We start from the raw sequence: 2,559 nt of genomic DNA, 5'->3' as shown, positions 1-2,559 counted from the left end.
GGTGACAGGCCCGGTTTCCCTTTCCTGTCATTGCCGGGCTTGACCCGGCAATCCAGAAGGTGTCGACAGTCTCTGGATGCCCGGGTCAAGCCCGGGCATGACAGCAAGGGGGGGGAGGCCTTTCCCTCAGCGCGTCCCAAGACCATCATCAGGGAGTCTTGCCATGTCCGAACCGGTGCGCGTCCTCGTCGTCGGGGTCGGCCATATGGGCCTGTCGCACGCCCTGGCCTATCACCGGCTCGCCGGGTTCGAGATCGTCGGCCTGGTCTCCCGCTCGATCGCCCAGGCCGACCTGCCGGCCGAACTGGCCGACTATCCCCGCTTCGCCGATTACGACGCGGCGCTGGCCGAGACCTGGCCGGACGCCGTCTCGATCAACACCTGGTCCGACACCCATGCCGAGTTCGCGCTGCAGGCGATGGATGCCGGCGCCCATGTGTTCATGGAGAAGCCGATCGCCACCACGGTCGAGGATGCCGAGCGCGTCGTCGCCCGGGCCAAGGAGACCGGCCGCAAGCTGGTGATCGGCTACATCCTGCGCGTCCACCCCTCCTGGGTGAGGTTCATCGAGGTGGCGAAGACGTTGGGCAAGCCGCTGGTGATGCGGATGAACCTGAACCAGCAGAGCTCCGGCCCGTCCTGGACCTGGCACAAGAACCTGCTGCAGTCGCTGTCGCCCGTGGTCGATTGCGGCGTCCACTATGTCGACGTGATGTGCCAGATGACCGGGGCCAAGCCGGTGCGGGTGCACGGCATCGGCGCCGGGCTGTCGGACGAGGTGGCGATCCACAATTACGGCCATCTGCACGTCGTCTTCGACGACGGCTCGGTCGGCTGGTACGAGGCCGGCTGGGGCCCGATGATGAGCGAGGTGGCCTATTTCGTGAAGGACGTGGTCGGGCCGAAGGGCTGCGTCTCGATCGTGGTGCCGCAGGACGGGCAGGGCGAGGCGAAGACCGACGCCATCTCCGATTCCGCCGATATCGACCGGCACACCAAGACCAACGCGCTGAAGGTCCACTCCGCCGCGATCGACGCGGACAACCACTTCGTCGAGAAAGACCGCTGGATCACCATGGCCGACGAGCCCGGCCATCAGGAGCTGTGCGACCGCGAGCAGGAGTTCTTCCTGCGCGCGATCCGCGAGGACCTGGACCTGACCGACTCCATGCAGGCGGCGATCGACAGCCTGCGCATCGTGCTGGCGGCGGATGAGAGCTTCCGCACCGGCGAGGTTGTGAAGCTCAGCTGAGGACATGCCCATGCCGGCCGCGGACTCGACCCAACCTTCCGATTCCGGCCGCGGCGGCCCGCCCGGCGTGGTCATCGTCATGGGCGTCTCCGGCTCGGGCAAGACCACGATCGGCAAGCAGCTGGCCCGGCGCATGGGCGGGGTCTTCGCCGACGCCGACAGCTTCCACCCGCCGGCCAATATCGAGAAGATGAAGGCCGGGCATCCGCTGACCGACGAGGACCGCTGGCCCTGGCTCGACGCCATGGCGGCGCAGATCGGGCAGTGGCTGGAGGAGGGGCAGCCGGCGGTGCTGGCCTGCTCGGCGCTGAAGCGGGTGTATCGCGACCGGCTGGTGGCCGGCCGATCCGGCGTCGCCTTCCTCTACCTGTCGGGGTCGGAGGCGGTGATCGCCACCCGCCTGGCCAACCGCAAGGGCCATTTCATGCCGCCCTCGCTGCTGCGCAGCCAGTTCGAGACGCTGGAGCCGCCGGGCGACGGCGAGCGGGTGGTGACGGTCGACATCCGCCACCCGCCCCGCCGCATCATCGACATCGCCGCCCGAAGGCTGGGATTGCCGGGGCAGCCGTCCCGCGTGGCCGACGACGTGTGACTGCTCTCGCTTCGTAACCCTTTATCGTCATTGCGAGCGCAGCGAAGCAATCCAGGGGCCAGTGCGAACCGGCCCCTGGATTGCTTCGTCGGCTTCGCCTCCTCGCAATGACGGCAAATAGGGGCTACCCCGCCGCCATGGATACCACCGCCGGCGCCAGCCTCTGCCGCAGCCCCTGCTCCAGATGGTCGACCGCGCGGTCCAGCCGGCCGAGATGCGGCGCCCGCACCACGCTGATGGCGAAGTCGAAGCGGAAGCCGGGCAGGTCGATGCGGCGCAGCTCGTCCCGCGCGGTGAAGGGCGCGCTGCGCCGCGACGGCAGCACGCCGAGGCCGAAGCCGGAGCGGATCAGCGACTGCTGGATCGCCAGGTCATGCACCTCGGCGGAGATCCTGAGCTCCAGCCCCTCCCGCGCGAACAGCGCCTCCAGCGCCGACCGCACGTCGCAGGATTCGCGCGGGCTGACCACCCAGTCACAGGCGGCGAGGTCGGCCAGGGACGGGCGGCGCGGCAGGGCCAAGCCGCGGCCGCCGACCACCACCAGCTTCTCCTGCCCCACCACCCGGCCGGGATAGGGCGCGGCGCTCTCCTGCAGCAGCACCACCGCGGCGTCCAGCCGGCCGCGGTCGAGATCGGCCAGCAGCGCGTGCGCCAACCCGCCGGTCAGGCGCAGCGACAGGCGTGGAAAGCGCTGCCGCAGGTCGCGCAGCAGCGC

Annotated in this window: 3 protein-coding genes; 2 read left to right on the top strand and 1 reads right to left on the bottom strand. The window is 69.6% G+C overall.

The features are described 5' to 3' along the window. Positions 1-163 precede the first annotated feature (163 nt). Both P409_RS31610 and P409_RS31605 read left to right on the top strand, forming a co-directional pair. Positions 164-1,252 (top strand): Gfo/Idh/MocA family protein, encoded by a 1,089-nt coding sequence (locus tag P409_RS31610; RefSeq protein WP_034847887.1) that lies wholly within the window; start codon positions 164-166, stop codon positions 1,250-1,252. A 10-nt stretch (positions 1,253-1,262) separates the two neighbouring features. After that, positions 1,263-1,844: a gluconokinase gene (locus P409_RS31605; RefSeq protein ID WP_152613654.1), complete on the top strand. Its 582-nt coding sequence runs from the start codon at positions 1,263-1,265 to the stop codon at positions 1,842-1,844. A gap of 124 nt (positions 1,845-1,968) precedes the next feature. Here P409_RS31605 and P409_RS36630 read toward each other — a convergent pair. Continuing rightward, the coding region (locus P409_RS36630; RefSeq protein WP_161790507.1) for a LysR family transcriptional regulator substrate-binding protein at positions 1,969-2,559 on the bottom strand (591 nt) is incomplete at its 5' end.

The sequence above is a fragment of the Inquilinus limosus MP06 genome (genome assembly GCF_000767795.1).
GTDB lineage: Bacteria > Pseudomonadota > Alphaproteobacteria > DSM-16000 > Inquilinaceae > Inquilinus > Inquilinus limosus_E.
This window is presented reverse-complemented; position numbering and strand designations above follow the sequence as displayed.